This is a genomic window from Pseudomonas sp. B3G-3 (assembly GCF_028640915.1).
Lineage (GTDB): Bacteria > Pseudomonadota > Gammaproteobacteria > Pseudomonadales > Pseudomonadaceae > Aquipseudomonas > Aquipseudomonas chlororaphis_I.
This window is the reverse complement of the sequence record NZ_JAQZAB010000060.1, coordinates 57,320-71,143: the sequence shown is the minus strand read 5'-3', so window position 1 is coordinate 71,143 and position 13,824 is coordinate 57,320. Positions and strand designations below refer to the sequence as shown.

General features: G+C 62.5%; 12 protein-coding genes. 7 read left to right on the top strand and 5 right to left on the bottom strand.

The features are described from left to right. Positions 1-93: 93 nt before the first annotated feature. The 4 genes from leuA to PVZ80_RS02705 form a co-directional block, all read right to left on the bottom strand. Positions 94-1,773, bottom strand: a complete 1,680-nt coding sequence (gene leuA / locus PVZ80_RS02720; protein ID WP_009050632.1) for a 2-isopropylmalate synthase — start codon at positions 1,771-1,773, stop codon at positions 94-96. 335 nt (positions 1,774-2,108) lie between these two features. Continuing rightward, positions 2,109-2,930 carry a peptidoglycan DD-metalloendopeptidase family protein gene (locus PVZ80_RS02715; RefSeq protein WP_101283404.1) on the bottom strand — a complete coding sequence of 274 codons (822 nt, stop codon included), beginning with the start codon at positions 2,928-2,930 and terminating at the stop codon, positions 2,109-2,111. A 3-nt stretch (positions 2,931-2,933) separates the two neighbouring features. Further along, on the bottom strand, positions 2,934-4,313 hold the full coding sequence (xseA, locus tag PVZ80_RS02710; RefSeq protein ID WP_028683314.1) for an exodeoxyribonuclease VII large subunit: 1,380 nt from the start codon (positions 4,311-4,313) through the stop codon (positions 2,934-2,936). A gap of 93 nt (positions 4,314-4,406) precedes the next feature. Beyond that, the gene (locus tag PVZ80_RS02705; protein ID WP_038634878.1) at positions 4,407-5,309 is read right to left on the bottom strand and encodes a LysR family transcriptional regulator; all 903 of its coding nucleotides are present in this window, start codon (positions 5,307-5,309) and stop codon (positions 4,407-4,409) included. 102 nt (positions 5,310-5,411) lie between these two features. Between PVZ80_RS02705 and PVZ80_RS02700 the strand changes: the two genes are divergently transcribed. The 6 genes from PVZ80_RS02700 to PVZ80_RS02675 all read left to right on the top strand — a co-directional run bounded on the left by PVZ80_RS02700 (position 5,412) and on the right by PVZ80_RS02675 (position 11,309). Then, positions 5,412-6,179: a sulfite exporter TauE/SafE family protein gene (locus PVZ80_RS02700; RefSeq protein WP_273863400.1), complete on the top strand. Its 768-nt coding sequence runs from the start codon at positions 5,412-5,414 to the stop codon at positions 6,177-6,179. A 143-nt stretch (positions 6,180-6,322) separates the two neighbouring features. Beyond that, positions 6,323-6,871 (top strand): hypothetical protein, encoded by a 549-nt coding sequence (locus PVZ80_RS02695; protein ID WP_009050627.1) that lies wholly within the window; start codon positions 6,323-6,325, stop codon positions 6,869-6,871. Positions 6,872-7,066: 195 nt separating this feature from the next. Further along, positions 7,067-8,536 carry an IMP dehydrogenase gene (gene guaB / locus PVZ80_RS02690; RefSeq protein ID WP_009050626.1) on the top strand — a complete coding sequence of 490 codons (1,470 nt, stop codon included), beginning with the start codon at positions 7,067-7,069 and terminating at the stop codon, positions 8,534-8,536. 99 nt (positions 8,537-8,635) lie between these two features. Further along, positions 8,636-10,213 (top strand): glutamine-hydrolyzing GMP synthase, encoded by a 1,578-nt coding sequence (gene guaA, locus PVZ80_RS02685; RefSeq protein WP_016703480.1) that lies wholly within the window; start codon positions 8,636-8,638, stop codon positions 10,211-10,213. A gap of 290 nt (positions 10,214-10,503) precedes the next feature. After that, complete coding sequence (locus PVZ80_RS02680; protein WP_103331157.1) at positions 10,504-10,785, top strand: hypothetical protein; 282 nt, start codon at positions 10,504-10,506, stop codon at positions 10,783-10,785. 2 nt (positions 10,786-10,787) lie between these two features. Further along, on the top strand, positions 10,788-11,309 hold the full coding sequence (locus tag PVZ80_RS02675; protein WP_007929565.1) for a helix-turn-helix transcriptional regulator: 522 nt from the start codon (positions 10,788-10,790) through the stop codon (positions 11,307-11,309). A gap of 18 nt (positions 11,310-11,327) precedes the next feature. Here the strand turns inward: PVZ80_RS02675 and treR are convergent, their stop codons facing one another. Next, complete coding sequence (gene treR / locus PVZ80_RS02670; protein WP_009050622.1) at positions 11,328-12,032, bottom strand: trehalose operon repressor; 705 nt, start codon at positions 12,030-12,032, stop codon at positions 11,328-11,330. Between the two features lie 337 nt (positions 12,033-12,369). Between treR and treP the strand changes: the two genes are divergently transcribed. Further along, positions 12,370-13,812 carry a PTS system trehalose-specific EIIBC component gene (treP, locus tag PVZ80_RS02665; RefSeq protein WP_016703477.1) on the top strand — a complete coding sequence of 481 codons (1,443 nt, stop codon included), beginning with the start codon at positions 12,370-12,372 and terminating at the stop codon, positions 13,810-13,812. Positions 13,813-13,824 lie beyond the last annotated feature (12 nt).

The window sequence follows — 13,824 nt, the reverse complement described above, 5'->3', positions numbered from 1 at the left end:
TTTCATGAAGATCAAGAGCGTCTTTCCCGGTATTCCGTGAAGAACCATAAAAAAGCCCCGGATCATCCGGGGCTTTTTTGTCGCCGTAAACCGTCAGGCGGCCTTGGCGTCCAGCTGGCTCAGGGAGCGGTTCAGCGCACTGAACAGGGCCTTGAAGCTGGCGGTGGTGATGTTTTCATCGATACCCACACCGTGCACCGCGCGCTCGCCGTTCACACGCAGTTCGATATAGGCCGCGGCCTTGGCGTTGGTGCCCGCGCCGATGGCGTGCTCGTTGTAGTCCATGATTTCCACCGGAACCGGCAAGCCGGCCACCAGGGCTTCCAGGGCGCCATTGCCCTTGCCGCGCCAGTGCAGGTTGGTCTCGCCCTGGCCCTTGCTGGACACTTCCACTTCCACGGCGCTGTGGCCGTTTTCTTCCTGCAGGCGATGGCTGACCAGCGCGTACGGGGTGTTGGCCTGCAAGTATTCGCTGTGGAGCAGCGCGTGGATCTGCTGGGCGGTCATCTCCAGGCCCAGGCGATCGGTTTCACGCTGTACCACCTGGCTGAACTCGATCTGCATGCGACGCGGCAAGCTGATGCCGTATTCCTGCTCCAGCAGGTAGGCGATACCGCCTTTGCCCGACTGGCTGTTGACGCGAATCACCGCCTCATAGCTGCGGCCGATGTCGGCCGGGTCGATCGGCAAGTACGGTACTTCCCACAGGGCATCGGATTTCTGCTGGGCGAAGCCCTTGCGGATGGCATCCTGGTGCGAGCCGGAGAAGGCGGTGTGAACCAGGTCGCCGACATACGGATGACGCGGGTGCACCGGGATCTGGTTGCATTCTTCGACCACTTTGCGCACGCCGTCGATATCGGAGAAGTCCAGCTCCGGATCGATACCCTGGGTGTAGAGGTTCAGGGCCACGGTGACCAGGTCGACGTTGCCGGTACGTTCGCCGTTGCCGAACAGGCAGCCTTCGACGCGGTCGGCGCCGGCCATCAGGCCCAACTCGGTGGCGGCCACGCCGGTACCCCGGTCGTTGTGGGTGTGCAGGCTGATGATCACGCTGTCACGACGGTTGATGTGGCGACCGAACCATTCGATCTGGTCGGCATAGATGTTCGGTGTGGCGACTTCGACGGTGGCCGGCAGGTTGAGGATCACCTTGTTGGCTGGCGTCGGGTTCCAGACCTCGATCACCGCGTCGCAGACTTCCTTGGCGAATTCCAGCTCAGTGGCGCTGAAGGTCTCTGGCGAGTATTCGAACTGCCATTGGGTTTCCGGCTGCTGGGCGGCGTATTTGACGAACAGCTTGGCAGCGTTCACCGCGATCTCTTTCACGCCTTCCTTGTCCTGGTTGAAGACAATGCGGCGGAACGACGGGCTGGTGGCGTTGTACAGGTGGACGATGGCTTTCTTCGCCCCGCGCAACGATTCGAAGGTACGGGCGATCAGGTCTTCACGGGCCTGGGTCAGCACCTGGATGGTGGTGTCGTCCGGGATGTGGCCGCCTTCGATCAGGGTGCGCACGAAGTCGAAGTCGGTCTGCGAAGCGGCCGGGAAGGAGGCCTCGATTTCTTTCACACCGACGGCGACCAGGGTTTTCCAGAAGCGCAGCTTCTTCACCGCATCCATCGGCTCGATCAGCGACTGGTTGCCATCACGCAGGTCGGAGCTGCACCAGATAGGCGCGCGGGTGATGGTCTTCGACGGCCAGGTGCGGTCCGGCAAGTTGATGGTCGGGAACGCGCGGTACTTCGAGGAAGGGTCTTTGAGCATGCTCATGGGAAAATCCTTATTGTCCGGGCCGAAAAGAGGCGGCCTGCCGGTGAATCAATGGGTGTGCTGTTTGAAGCAGGGGACGAGGTACCGCGACTCAACCTGGCAGTCGTGCGCTGACGAGGCAGAGGCTTCGGTGTTGGCGGCGCTGAATGAGGGTGTGAGAGGTTTTCATGCCCTCAACCCTAACCATTGGGGTGAAAGATGGCAAGCAGTCGAAAAAAATTGAGATAAATCTCTTAAAGCGGAAGATTTTCGAGATTTTATTCTGCAAGGTTGGCGGCTGCTTCGATCTTATTGCGCAGACTTTTGAACCTGCGCAATCCCTGCGGGAGTCTGACTCAGGGCTGGAAGGCCCCGATAAAGATCGCCGGATCGACCCGGGCGTCGTTCAGGCTGACGTTCCAGTGCATGTGCGGCCCGGTGGCGCGCCCGGTGGAGCCGACTTTCCCGACCACGCCGCCGCGGGCCAGTTGCTGGCCGACCTTCACGTCGATCTTCGACATATGGCAGAACATGCTGATAAAGCCCTGGCCGTGGTCGACGAATACGGTGTTGCCGTTGAAAAAGTAATTGCCGATCAGGATCACCTTGCCGGCCGCGGGCGTCTTGATCGGCGTGCCGGCGGGCACCGCGAAGTCCAGCCCGGCGTGTGGGTTGCGCTCCTCACCGTTGAAGAAGCGGCGGACGCCGAACTTGCTCGACAGCGGGCCGCTCACCGGCTTGTCCAGCAGCAGATTGCTCGGGGTATTGGGGCTGAAACTGCGGTAGGCGCGAACCTGTTCGGCCAACTCGGCGTCGATGCGCTTGAGGTCGGCCGGATCGGGATTGACCTGGCGTTTGTTCTTTAGCGTGATGTGCTGTTCCGGGTATTTCTTGCTGCCCACACTGAAGTTCAGGCTGCGACCGCCAGCACTGATCTGCTGGGGGCCGGGCTTGACGGTCAGGGGGATGCCGACAATCGCCAGCCAGTTGTTCTGTTCCTTGACCACCAGCAGCGGTTTTCCCTGGTAGCTGGCCTTGGGCGCCTGGGCGGCGCTGCCCAGGTCGATCACCGCCACGCCGCCGGGCACTGGTTTGTTCAGCAGGCGCGTGATGTAGCTATCGGCATGGGCGTTGAAGGTCAGGCACAGCAACAGCAGGGAGCTCAGAAAACGCGGCATGGATCAATCCAGTAAAGAGAGGGTGACAGGCGTCAGGTGATTGTCTTCGACCCGGACCTGCAGTTCGCCTTCGCCAAGACGGGCCTTGAGGCGCTGTCCCGGCTGGGTCTGTGCGGCGCTGCGAATGGCCTGGCCGCGTTCGTCCAGCAGGATGCTGTAGCCACGACCGAGGGTGGCCAGCGGGCTGACCACATGCAGGGTCTGGATCTGGCTTTGTAGTTGCAGGCGCCGGGACTTCAGGCCTTCGCGCATGGCCCGTGGCAGGCGTTCGGCCAGGCTGTCGAGGCGTTGTCGCAGCAGCGCCAGCTGACGCCCGGGGTGCTGGCCGGCGAGCCGGGTTTCCAGGCGGATCAGGCGCTCGCGGCGGGTATTGAGGCTGCGCTCGAACGCCCGGCGCATGCGCATGTCCAGGTCGTCCAGGCGCTGCGCTTGCTGGCGCAGGCGCTCGCCGGGGTGGCGCAGGCGCCGGGCCATGCCTTCCAGGCGCAGGCGATCGCGCAGCAGCCGATCGCGCATGCGCATCACCAGGCGTCGATGCAGGCTTTCGACCCGATGCCGCAGGTCGCTGGAGTCCGGTGCGAGCAACTCGGCGGCCGCCGAGGGCGTCGGTGCGCGCACGTCGGCGACGAAGTCGCTGATCGAGACGTCGGTTTCATGACCCACGGCGCTGACGATTGGTGTGACGCAGGCATCCACCGCCCGGGCCACGGCTTCTTCGTTGAAGCACCAAAGGTCTTCCAGGGAGCCGCCGCCACGGGCCAGGATCAGTGCGTCGAAGCCCCGGGCATCGGCCATTTTCAGGGCACGGACGATCTGCGCGGTCGCCTCGCGGCCTTGCACGGCGGTCGGGATCAGGGTCAGGGCCACTTGCGGTGCGCGGCGACGGAACACGCTGATGATGTCGCGAATCACCGCGCCCGTCGGCGAACTGATAATGCCGATGCGCTGCGGATGGGCGGGCAGTGGCACCTTGCGTTCGGTGCTGAACAGGCCTTCGGCACTGAGCTTTTCCTTCAGGGCATCGAAGGCCAGGCGCAGGGCGCCGTCGCCGGCCGGTTCGACCGTATCGAGGATCAGCTGATAGTCGCCGCGGCCCTCGAACAGCGAGACCTTGCCGCGCACCTTGACCGCCAGGCCGTCCTTCAGCGCCTGGCGCACCCGCGCGGCATTTTGCCGAAACAGCGCGCAGCGCACCTGGGCACCGCTGTCCTTGAGGGTGAAATACACATGGCCGGACGCCGGGCGGGCGAGGTTGGAGATTTCGCCTTCGACCCAGATGTTGCTGAACACGTCTTCCAGCAACACCCGCGCACGGCCGTTGAGCTGGCTGACGGTCAGGACTTCGCGGTCCAGGCCGAGTCTTGCAAAGGGATCTTTAATCATGGGGCGCAGTTTAAAGGCATTCGGCAAACAATCTCCATGGATCGAAACAAAAGGAGACGATGCCTTTGTCGGCCTCGAATACTCCTTCAGTGGTCAGGGCGTGAGGGCGGCGTGGAAGTGTTCGATGAACTGCTTGACCAGCGGTGTCGGGTCCTGCCGACAGGCGAGGGCGACCGTGCTCTGGCAGGCCGGGTCCGCCAAGGGCAGGAAGTGCAGGCTGGCGGGTGCAATGTCTTGCATCGATTCGGGCAACAGGGCGATGCCGAATCCGGCCTGGATCAGTTGCAACTGCGTGGTCTTGCGCGACAACACCCGCGCCGCCTTGGGGAAAAAGCCCTGGCGCATGCACAACTCGGCCGACAGGTAACTCAGGCCTCCACGCTGTGGATGGGGAATGGAGATAAAGGCTTCGTCGCGCAGTTGCGCCAGATCCACGCCCCGTTCAGGAGGGCTTAATGCAAGAGGATGGCCCGGCGGCAGGGCCAGCAGCAGGCGCTCACTGAACAGCGGCGTGATCTGCACGCCCTCGCGCTGGCGCAGTACCGGCAGGCGTAGCAGGCCGATATCCAGCCGGCCTTCGGCGACTTCCTCCAACTGCGCTTCGGAAGACAGGGTGGCGATGTCCATCAAGGCGCCCGGGCACTGCTCCAGATAACCGCTGATGGCCCGCAGCAAACGGCCGCTCATGGACACCGTGCTGGAGTGGCTCAGGCGCAATGTCCCCAGTTGCCCATGGCCGACCTGGGTTGCCAGCTCGCTGGCCTTGTTCAGCTCGTCGAGCAGGTTGCGGGCGCGCGGGTAGAAGGCTTCACCCGCCGCCGTCAGCCTGGGCAGGCGCGCGGTGCGTTCGAACAGCGGGGTCTTGAGGTGGATCTCCAGTTCCTTGATCTGCCGACTGAGGGCGGACTGGGCAACGAACAGGCGTTCGGCGGCGGCGCTGAAACTGCCGCTGTCGGCGATCTCCACGAAGTAGCGCAGTTGGCGGGTTGAAATCACTCGTCATGCCTTTTTGAGATGGGTTGCTGGCTTTGATGATATTAGTCGCAAGGCTTGTGGCTGGCTAAAGTCATTCCTTGATTAAAGAAGGATGGCGAATCGATGAGCATGGTCGAGTTGTTGGGGCAGTGGTCGTGGGGGGCGAGTGGCTGGTTGGCGATCGGCCTGGGGATCGCCCTGGCCTATATCGTGTTCGGCATTGCCGGGTTCGGTACGGCGCTGGTGGCCGGGCCGGTGCTGATCCTGTTCATGCCGCTGTCGAAGATAATCCCGCTGCTGGTGCTGCTGGATTTTGTCGCGGCCTTCGGCAATCTCTTGCCGTCGCGGCGGGATGTCGATCGCTCCGAGCTGGTACGCCTGCTGCCGTGCATGGCGCTGGGCTGCACCCTCGGGGTGATCTTCCTGCTCAACCTCAAGTCCGACCTGTTGCTGCTGTTGATGGGGCTGTTTATCAGCGCTTATGCGGTGTACAGCCTGTGGGTCAAGGCAAGGCCCAAGGCGCTGGCGGCGGGCTGGGCGATTCCCATGGGGACCGTGGGTGGGACGTTCGGGGCGCTGTTCGGCAGTGGCGGCTTTTTATATGCGATCTATCTGAACAGCCGCCTGCCCAAGGATGCGGCGCGGGCCACCCAGAGTGCGTTGATCAGTTGCAGCACGGTGGTGCGCCTGGGCCTGTTCGCCATTGCCGGGGTTTATGCGCAGCTGCCTTTATTGTTGTTGGCGCTGTGCTTGTTGCCGGCGATGGCGCTGGGCTTGTGGATGGGGCGGCGGCTGACCCTGAAGCTGTCCCGCGAGGCGTTCGTCCGGCTGGTGACCTGGCTGGTGCTCGCCAGCGGCATTGCCCTGATCGGTCGTTACCTGAGTACTTGACCTGTGGGGTTCAGGGATTAAGCTGCGGGCCCTCGGATCTACCCGGCATGTCGACTTCTACACTTATTAGTAGGTATCGGCTCACAGGCGTACCGTCCGAACAGGCGACGCAGACTTCCCTTCAAACGCTTCAGGCCCCACCCATGAACTCGCAAAGCATCATCGTCCCGAAAATCTCCACCTTGCCGGTTCACGAACCTCGCGCCCGGGCGATCGTGCGCTGGCTGGTGCGCAAGAACATCGTCGAGGAAGCCTTGAGCACCTGTGGCCGTACCGGCAATCGCATGGCGCACGCCATTGCCCCGGGCGCGCGCGAAGTCGTGCTGCGCCCGGAGGCCTTGCCCTTCGGCGAACCGGTCAACGGCCTGGAGATCATTACCAAGCGCTGCATCTACACCCCGGCCAAGGGGTTTCTCGAGGAAGCGGGCTGCGCCGAGTGCCGCCAGGAAGTGGGGGAGGCGCTGTTCGAGAGCCTGGAAGACTGGATGCCCGGGCGCACCGATAACTTCACCTGCCCCGAGTGCGGGCATGAAGATGACATCAACGGTTTTCTGTTCTTGCAGGAGTGCGGGTTTTCCAACCTCGGTTTCATCTTCAACAACTGGGCCGAGGCCGGGTTCAAGCAGAGCTTTCTCGACGAGTTCGCCGAATGGCTGGATCAGCCGGTGAGCTGGGTGAAGGTGGAGTTGTAAGGGGATTTCGGCAGCCGGGCCCGGGTGCTGGATTCATCGCCGGCAGGTGCAATGCTGGCCCGCGAAACAGACGCTGCGTTCCGGCAAATTCCCCATCCATCACCCCGTTGATAATAGACAGAGTTTTACATTGAGCCCGGGTAGGTGTCTGAGTATAATGGCGCGCTTCCATTTTCCCGCTCGGGAGCCCCCGCGATGCTGCGTATCAGCCAAGAAGCTCTGACCTTCGACGACATTCTCCTAGTGCCTGGTTATTCCGAGGTGCTTCCTAACGAAGTCAGTCTCAAGACCCGTCTTACCCGTGGCATCGAGCTGAATATTCCACTGGTTTCCGCCGCAATGGACACCGTCACTGAAGCCCGTCTGGCAATCGCCATGGCTCAGGAAGGTGGCATCGGCATCATCCACAAGAACATGACCATCGAGCAGCAAGCTGCCGAAGTCCGCAAGGTCAAGAAGTTCGAAGCCGGCGTCGTCAAAGACCCGATCACCATCGAGGCTGACGCCACGGTGCGCGACCTGTTCGAACTGACCCGCATGCACAACATTTCCGGCGTGCCGGTACTGCACGATGGCGACCTGGTCGGCATCGTCACTTCCCGTGACGTGCGTTTCGAAAACCGCCTGGACGCCAGTGTCCGTGAAGTGATGACGCCTAAAGAGCGCCTGGTCACGGTCAAGGAAGGCGCCGACAAGAACGACGTGCGCGAGCTGCTGCACAAGCACCGCATCGAGCGCGTGCTGATCGTCGACGACAAGTTCGCCCTCAAGGGCATGATGACCGTCAACGACATCGAAAAAGCCAAGGCTTACCCGCTGGCCAGCAAGGACGATCAAGGTCGTCTGCGCGTAGGTGCTGCAGTCGGTACCGGTAAAGACACCGGCGACCGCGTTGCCGCCCTGGTCAACGCCGGTGTGGACGTGGTGGTGGTTGACACCGCCCACGGTCACTCCAAAGGCGTGATCGACCGCGTTCGCTGGGTCAAGGAAAACTACCCGCAAGTGCAGGTGATCGGCGGCAACATCGCCACCGGTGCCGCTGCCAAGGCCCTGGCCGCCGCTGGCGCCGACGCAGTCAAGGTCGGTATCGGCCCGGGCTCGATCTGCACCACCCGTATCGTCGCCGGTGTCGGCGTACCGCAAATCAGCGCCATCGCCAATGTCGCCGCAGCCCTTGAAGGCACCGGCGTTCCATTGATCGCCGACGGCGGCATCCGCTTCTCCGGTGACCTGTCCAAGGCCATCGTCGCTGGTGCTTCCGCCGTGATGATGGGCTCGATGTTCGCCGGTACCGAAGAGGCGCCAGGCGAAATCGAACTGTTCCAGGGCCGTTCCTACAAGGCTTACCGCGGCATGGGTTCGCTGGGCGCCATGTCCCAGGCCCAGGGCTCTTCCGACCGTTACTTCCAGGACTCCTCCGCGGGTGCCGAGAAGCTGGTTCCGGAAGGCATCGAAGGCCGTGTTCCTTACAAGGGCACCCTGACCGCCATCATCCATCAGCTGATGGGTGGCCTGCGTTCTTCCATGGGCTACACCGGTAGCGCCAACATCGAAGAAATGCGCACCAAGCCGGAGTTCGTACGCATCACTGGCGCCGGTATGGCTGAGTCCCACGTCCACGACGTGCAGATCACCAAGGAAGCGCCGAACTACCGCGTAGGTTGATGCTTCAAGCAAAACGTTAAATGACCGGGGCTGTTTTATTCAGCCCCGAGTCGTTTCTGAATCACGACTGTTTTCGAATTACCTAGACGAGACTGAATCATGGCCCTCGACATTCATGCCCACCGCATCCTGATCCTTGATTTCGGTTCTCAGTACACCCAGTTGATCGCCCGTCGCGTGCGTGAAATCGGCGTGTACTGCGAACTGCATCCGTTCGACATGGATGACGAAGCGATTCGCGAATTCGCTCCAAAAGGTGTAATCCTCGCCGGCGGCCCCGAGTCCGTGCACGAAGCCGACAGCCCGCGCTGCCCGCAAGCGGTGTTCGACCTGGGCGTGCCGGTCTTCGGTATCTGCTACGGCATGCAGACCATGGCCGAGCAAATGGGCGGCAAGGTCGAGGGCTCCGAGCTGCGTGAATTCGGTTATGCCCGCGTCGATGTGGTCGGCAAGAGCCGCCTGCTGGATGGCATCGAAGATCACGTCGACGCCGACGGCCTGTTCGGCCTCGACGTGTGGATGAGCCACGGTGACAAGGTCACCAAGATGCCGGAAGACTTCCACATCCTGGCCAGCACCCCGAGCTGCCCGATCGCCGGCATGTTCAACGACGACCTGCGCTACTACGGCGTGCAGTTCCACCCGGAAGTGACCCACACCAAGCAGGGTGGTCGCATCCTGTCGCGCTTCATTCTCGACATCTGCGGCTGCGAAGCCCTGTGGACGCCGTCGAAAATCGCTGAAGACGCTATCGCCCAAGTACGTGCCCAAGTGGGCACCGACAACGTTCTGCTCGGCCTGTCCGGCGGCGTTGACTCCTCGGTGGTCGCGGCCCTGCTGCACAAGGCCATCGGCGACCAGCTGACCTGCGTCTTCGTCGACAACGGCCTGCTGCGCCTGCACGAAGGCGAGCAAGTGATGGCCATGTTCGCCGAGAACATGGGCGTCAAGGTGATCCGCGCCAACGCCGAGGACCAGTTCCTCAACAACCTGGCCGGCGAAGCCGACCCGGAGAAGAAGCGCAAGATCATCGGCCGTACCTTCATCGACGTGTTCGATGCCGAATCCTGCAAGCTGGACAACATCAAGTTCCTGGCCCAGGGCACCATCTACCCGGACGTGATCGAGTCGGCTGGCGCCAAGAGCGGCAAGGCCCACGTGATCAAGTCGCACCACAACGTGGGCGGCCTGCCGGAAGAAATGAACCTCAAGCTGGTCGAGCCCCTGCGCGAGCTGTTCAAGGACGAAGTCCGTCGTCTGGGCCTGGAGCTGGGCCTGCCGTACGACATGGTCTACCGTCACCCGTTCCCGGGCCCGGGCCTGGGCGTGCGCATCCTCGGCGAAGTGAAGAAGGAATACGCCGACCTGCTGCGTCGCGCCGACCACATCTTCATCGAAGAGCTGCGCAAGGCCGACTGGTACCACAAGGTCAGCCAGGCGTTCGTGGTGTTCCAGCCGGTGAAGTCGGTGGGTGTGGTCGGTGACGGCCGTCGTTACGCCTGGGTCGTGGCCCTGCGTGCCGTGGAAACCATCGACTTCATGACCGCACGTTGGGCGCACCTGCCTTACGAGCTGCTGGAAACCGTCAGCGGCCGGATCATCAACGAGATCGAAGGCATCTCCCGCGTCACCTACGACGTATCGAGCAAGCCGCCAGCCACCATCGAGTGGGAATGATCCCGGCCGAGTGATCGGCTGCTGATCGTTCAGGCAACAGCAATGGCGATCGAGACCTTCGGGTGTCGATCGCCATTTGTGTTTCAGGGTCTTTAAAACGCCCGCTTTCCAGCCCTCCCGCAATACCAGGAAAGACATGGGCCCATCGTCGCTCGCCTGGCCTGTGTACCCTCGACAGACATTCATCGAATTCCCAGCGGCGGCCTTTAGCGATGCCGGCGCAGGCGTTGAAAGAATTCATGGTTGTCAGTTGACAACCTTTTCATTGTTGACGAGACTGGAGGCCATGGATGGCTCGCACACCTCATCCCAAGAAAGACATTGAAATGGCGCTGCGTTACGCCGAGTGGCAGGGCTGGCGCGTCGAAGTCGGCGGTAGTCATGCCTGGGGCAAGATCTACTGCCCTTACAACAGCGAGGTGTGCCGGTGTGGCGAGTTCTGCATCACCAGTGTGTGGAGCTCGCCGAAAAATCCCCTCCAGCATGCCCGGGCGCTGTGCCGGGTAGTCGACAACTGCACGCTGAATCAGCTGCGCGGCGGGAAAGTCCCGCAACCTCGTCGGGAGTCATGACCATGGAATACCTGTTTACCCTCAACTACCTGCTGCCCGCCCACGACTGCGACCCGGACGTGCTGGTGGAGCGCCTCGGCGCGGGGGGCTGCACCGACGCGCTGGTCGGTACCGGGCTGGCGGGACGCCTGGCGCTGGAGTTCAGCCGCGAGGCCGAAAGCGGTGAGGCGGCGCTGCTCAGTGCCCTGGGCGATATCAAGCGGATCATTCCGGATGCGCGGCTGGTAGAGGCCAGCCCGGATTTCGTCGGCCTGAGCGAGATTGCCGATATCGTCGGGGTCTCCCGGCAGAACATGCGCAAGCTGATGCTCAACCATGCCGGCAGCTTCCCCCTGGCGATCCACGAGGGCAGCGCCTCGCTCTGGCATCTGGCGGAAGTGCTGAGCTGGCTGGAGGCCCGGGGCGGTTACCAGTTGCAGCACCCGGTGATAGAGGTGGCGCGGGTCGCGCAATCCGTGAACGTTGCCAAGGAGGCCCGGCGGGTTGGCACCCCGAGCGCCGAACTGGTGGCGCTGCTGGGCTGAGTGGGCCCGCCGTGGCGGTCAGCGTCGGGCGACGTCAGAGAAGTAGAACTTGTCCAGGGTGTGGCGTGATTCGGTGTACTCGAACTGCCGGCCGTCCTGCAGGAAGGTCTGGTTGCTGACCACTATCACGTGGCTCTGGCCCTCCAGGTCCAGGTGCTGCTGGTCATCCCGGGTGCGTGGAATCGCTTCGATGGTCCGCTGGGCGTAGCTGATCTGCAATTGCAGGGTCTGCTCGATGTAGGCGTAGATCGAGTGCTCGGCAATCTGCCGGTCCAGCCCCGGGATCAACTCGGCGACAAAGTGGTTGATGTCGAGAATCACCCGTTTGCCATCGATACGCCGCACCCGCTTGATGCGGGTAATCAGGCTGCCTTCCTCGGCCTGCAGGTGTTCGCGCAACGCGCCTTCGAGGGGAAACTGGGTGAACTCCACCACCTCGGTGCTGACGTCGTTGCCCAGGCGTGGATAGGTTTCCTGGAAGCTGACGATGCCGCCCAGCTGGAACTCGATCGGGTGCGGCGACAGCACAAAAGTGCCCTTGCCATGGATCTTCTGGGCGAAGCCGCGCTCCTGCAACTGCTCGATGGCCTTGCGCACGGTGCCGCGGCTGGCCTGGTAGCTGTCCATCAACTCGGTTTCGGAAGGCAGGCGAGCGCCGCGTTCCAGGCGCTCGGTGGTGATGCTGGCAAGCAGATCGCTGTAGATCTGGTTGTATTTACTCATGGGATGGCTCTGTGCCGTCTGCGCTCAAGGCGGGAACCTTAAGGGCCGTGAGCGGATTTGTCTATTTGAGACGCTGGGGTCGAACGCCTGGTTGCGGGTGTCGAACTGGCGATGAAATACCTTACAGCAGTTTAAGAATTTTCTGTCGCGCATGGCGTGCTCTGCCGGAAAACACGGATCTAGAGCGGTTTTCGCGCAGAAGAAACTCACTGCGACCTGTATTTTGGAGCGGCACCGACAAACTCGTCTGTACGAGTTGTTGATTTAACTCGTACAGACGAGTATTTTTCGCTTCGGCGTGCTGCCAATAACAAAAAACCAAAGCGGAAGAACAAGCATGAGCCACGATTACTCCACGATCGCCAGCGAGTTGCTGCACAGCCTCGGTGGCGCCGACAACCTCGAACAAGCCGCGCATTGCGTCACCCGCCTGCGCCTGGCGCTCAAGGACCCGAGCCTGGTGGACAGCGCGACGCTGAACCAGATCGATCTGGTCAAGGGCTCGTTTTTCACCGGTGGCCTGTTCCAGGTGGTCATCGGCCCCGGCGAAGTCGAAAAGGTCTATGCCGCGTTGCGCCAACTCACCGGGCTGGCCGCATCCACTATCGCCGACGTCAAGCAGAAGGGCGCCGACAAGACCAACGCCATGCAGCGCCTGGTGCGAGTGTTTTCCGATGTCTTCATGCCGATCCTGCCGGCGCTGATCATTGCCGGCCTGCTGATGGGGGTGAACAACCTGATCGGCGCCAAGGGCATGTTCATCGAGGGCCGCACCCTGCTCGAGGCCTACCCGACCCTGGATGGCGTGTGGAGCCTGATCAACCTGATGGCCAACACCTCCTTCGTATTCCTGCCGGCACTGGTGGGCTGGTCGGCGGCCAAGCGCTTTGGCGGCAGCGAGATCCTCGGCATCGTGCTGGGCCTGATGCTGGTGCATCCCGACCTGCTCAATGCCTGGAACTACGGCAAGGCCGTGGCCGGGCTGGAGGGCCAGAGCCTGCCGTACTTCGACATCTTCGGCCTGTTCCAGATCGAGAAGGTCGGCTACCAGGGGCAGATCCTGCCGATCCTGCTGGCGGCCTACGTCATGAGCGTCATCGAAAAATGGCTGCGGGCGCGGGTACCGAACGCGATCACCCTGCTGGTCGTGCCCATCACCACCATAGTGGTCACCGGCGTGCTGGCGCTGGCGGTGATCGGCCCGGTGACCCGGCACCTGGGGATCCTGATCACCGAAGGCGTGGTCACCCTGTTCGAACTGGCACCGATGGTCGGCGGGGCGATTTTCGGCCTGCTCTACGCGCCGCTGGTGATCACCGGCATGCACCACATGTTCCTCGCCGTGGACCTGCAACTGATCTCGACCCAGGGCGGCACCTTCATCTGGCCGATGATCGTCATGTCCAACCTGGCCCAGGGCAGTGCGGCGCTGGCGGTGTTCAGCATGAGCCGCAACGCCCGGGATCGCAGCATGGCCTCGACCTCGGCGATCTCCGCCTATTTCGGCATCACCGAGCCGGCCATGTTCGGGGTCAACCTGCGCTACAAATTCCCGTTCTACGCCGCGCTGATCGGCTCGGCGCTGGGCAGCATTTTCCTCTCGCTGAACAAGGTCCAGGCCTCGGCCATCGGCGTCGGCGGGCTGCCGGGGTTCATCTCGATCATTCCCCAGTACATCCCGATGTTCGTGGTCGGCATGGTCGTCGCCCTGGTGGTGCCGTTCGTACTGACCTGCGGCTTGAGCATGAAGATCATCCGGCCGGGGTATCGCGTCGCCTGACAGATCGCGATA